This window comes from Mesorhizobium sp. M6A.T.Ce.TU.016.01.1.1, from assembly GCF_003997065.1.
In the GTDB taxonomy this organism is placed as follows: Bacteria; Pseudomonadota; Alphaproteobacteria; order Rhizobiales; family Rhizobiaceae; genus Mesorhizobium; species Mesorhizobium mediterraneum.
In genome coordinates this window covers 1-1,909 of sequence record NZ_RZTJ01000077.1, presented here as the reverse complement: position 1 = coordinate 1,909, position 1,909 = coordinate 1, and the positions used below count along the sequence as shown (strand labels likewise).

General features: G+C 61.6%; 2 protein-coding genes and 1 pseudogene. All 3 read left to right on the top strand.

Annotated features, from left to right (window positions below; translation table 11 throughout):
- Positions 1–37 precede the first annotated feature (37 nt).
- Entirely contained in the window at positions 38–916 is an 879-nt protein-coding gene (locus EOC94_RS33235) for an ABC transporter permease (RefSeq protein ID WP_127295853.1), read from the top strand.
- Positions 892–1,638: an ABC transporter ATP-binding protein gene (locus EOC94_RS33230; protein WP_127295852.1), complete on the top strand. Its 747-nt coding sequence runs from the start codon at positions 892–894 to the stop codon at positions 1,636–1,638. Before EOC94_RS33235 ends, EOC94_RS33230 begins: the two co-directional genes overlap by 25 nt.
- A 48-nt stretch (positions 1,639–1,686) precedes the next feature.
- Positions 1,687–1,909, top strand: a pseudogene (locus tag EOC94_RS33225) (LLM class flavin-dependent oxidoreductase); the annotation flags it as partial.

Sequence of the window (1,909 nt, the reverse complement as noted above, 5' to 3'; positions counted from 1 at the left end):
TCCTGACGCCTGCTCCCCGACCCCGGAGACGCCACCGATGAACGCTTTCTCCAACACCGCCGCAGTTGCCCCCGCCTTTCCTGCCGCATCGGATCAAAGGTTGTTGATCCCGCCCGCTGTGGAGCCACGCAAGACCGGGACGAGGCGACTCGCACTTGGGCGAACGATCCCGTTCGGCGCGCTGATCGGGCCCGCACTTCTTCTTGTGATCTGGTCCATCGGCAGTATCGCCGGCCTGATCGATCCAAGAACGCTGCCGGCGCCTTGGTCGGTTGTCGGCACCGCCATCGATCTCATCGCCGAAGAGAAGCTTCAGCATCATTTGATGACGTCTGCCTGGCGGGCAGCACAGGGGCTGGTGTTCGGAGTCTTGATCGGGACCGTCCTTGCTCTCATTTCAGGTTTGTCGCGGCTTGGCGAGGCCATTATCGACGGCCCCGTTCAGATCAAGCGGGCGATACCGACGCTCGCTCTGATCCCGCTGCTGATGCTGTGGTTCGGCATCGGCGAGGGCATGAAGGTGACGGCCATCGCGCTGGCTGTCCTGATCCCGATCTATATCCAGACCCACAGCAGCTTGCGCAGCATAGACAGCCGTTATGTCGAACTGGCCCAGACCTTGCGAATGGGCTACGGCGAATTCATCCGCCAGGTCATCCTGCCCGGCGCCCTTCCAGGGTTTTTCCTTGGCCTGCGTTTCGCGGTGACCTATGCCTGGCTGTCTCTGGTGGTGGTCGAACAGGTCAATGCCACCAGCGGCATCGGCTACATGATCGATCTCGCACGCAACTACGGCCAGACCGACATCATCATCGTCGGCCTCGTCGTCTACGCGTTGCTCGGTCTCGCCTCCGACGGCATCGTCCGCTTCTTCCAGGAAAGGTCGCTGGCATGGCGTCGCACCTTGGCGGATTGAGCGGCGCGCCCGTGGTGCGGGTCGAAAGCCTTGTGAGAAATTTCGGGCCGCGAACAATCCTCGACGGCCTCAGCCTCGACATCGATAAAGGGGAGTTCGTCGCCCTTCTCGGCCGTAGCGGTTCGGGCAAGAGTACATTGTTGCGCGCTCTCGCCGATCTCGATGACAAAGTCTCCGGCTCCGGCCGACTCAAAACACCCGATAAGAAATCGGTGGTGTTCCAGGATGCCCGACTATTGCCATGGAAACGAGTGCTGGAGAATGTGGTTCTTGGTCTCGACCTGCCGGACGCCGCCGAACGCGGACGGGTAGCTCTCGAAGAGGTTGGCCTGAGCGGCCGCCAGAACTCATGGCCAGTCGAACTCTCTGGTGGCGAGCAGCAGCGGGTGGCATTGGCGCGCTCGCTGGTTCGTGATCCTGAGCTGCTGCTGGCGGACGAGCCGTTCGGCGCACTGGACGCGCTGACCCGCCTGCGCATGCACGATCTGCTGCGTCAGCTCTGCGCCCGTCACCAGCCGGCCGTCCTGCTGGTCACCCATGATGTGGACGAAGCCGTGACGCTGGCGGACCGTGTTTTGGTGCTCGACAATGGCGCGATCGTCGCCGACATCGCAATCAATGTCCCCACGCCACGCGATCATGGCGATCGCCGGTTCGGCGAGATCCGCTCCGAACTTCTGCGTCATCTCGGTGTCGAGACAAAACCTGTGCTGCCCGTCTGAACGGCCCAAGACTTGTCGCTCAGCATCACCACCCAGAAGGACAGAAATATGCCCGCCGAAAAACGACAGTTGAACCTCAACCTTTTCATCTATCCTGGCGGCCATCATGAAGCCGGCTGGCGCTACAAGGATTCCGCCCCTGAGAGAGTGCTGGATATCTCCTATTATCAGGAACTGGCGAAAAAGGCCGAGGCAAGCAAGTTCGACGCGCTGTTCTTTGCCGATGGGCCCGCGCTTGCCGACAACATTCGCTACGCAAGCCGCTTCAGGC